1 protein-coding gene is annotated in these 814 nt (G+C 55.9%); it reads right to left on the reverse strand.

Annotated elements, in window-relative coordinates:
- On the reverse strand, positions 1-623 hold a 623-nt coding region (locus AC1RPQ_RS07655), incomplete at its 3' end, for a hypothetical protein (protein WP_481762208.1).
- Positions 624-814: the final 191 nt, after the last annotated feature.

Below are 814 nucleotides of genomic sequence, written 5' to 3' on the forward strand. Positions count from 1 at the left end.
GAATTGTGCATGACACGCAACCGCCGCTGCCGGTACTGAATATCGAAGGACTTGGCACCGAACCCGCGATTGCTGAAGTTCATGTCGTGGCGTGCCCGATTCAGCTGGTTGTATATTGGGTAACCCAAGAAATCATCGAGCGGCGTTTGCCCGATGATATGGCCCACGGCCGCCAACCACGCCCATGCCTGATGGAACAGAATAACGTCGCTCAATATCAGCCCACAGTCGGAGCCCGCAATGTAATGCGTGGTCCACGGTATATTGCCTACATGAAGCCTCACCACATTGTAGCCTCGGGCACATGTGCGATCGATCTCGATCTGGGGCCGGCGCACGATCTCCTGTTCCTCCCAATGCGGACGCATCGGAACGTATGTCTCGTAGTCGAGAAGATTGGACAGGCCGTCGTACACGGTAGACAATTCGGCGCGCGTCACGTAATTCGGGCTACCGCGCACAGGGTCTTCTTCAGGAATTTCTGGCACCACGTTCACGATGCGCGGCATCCTACGCACCTGCATAATGTCGAGCGCCGCCAGCCGGTCTCGACGGCCAGTGTAGCGCTCGAACATATGGCTGAGCCGGTATCCGAACCACGCGTCAAGCAATTCGAAATTCATGTATCTCTCACAAATAGAAAAGGGGCAGGCGCAATGCCCACCCCTTTACTTTACTACGTTACGCGCCGACTGGTCAAGTGCGGAATGACGCTACCTTGACCCGCCTCTTCAGGTCCTGTGCTTCAACCGGAAGTGTCAGATTGTGAGGTGCCGGAAACGAGGATACTGGAATGTCGAACTTCTCGTAGGGC

The sequence above is a fragment of the Dellaglioa sp. CoH-57-MRSF-21 genome (assembly GCF_056781915.1).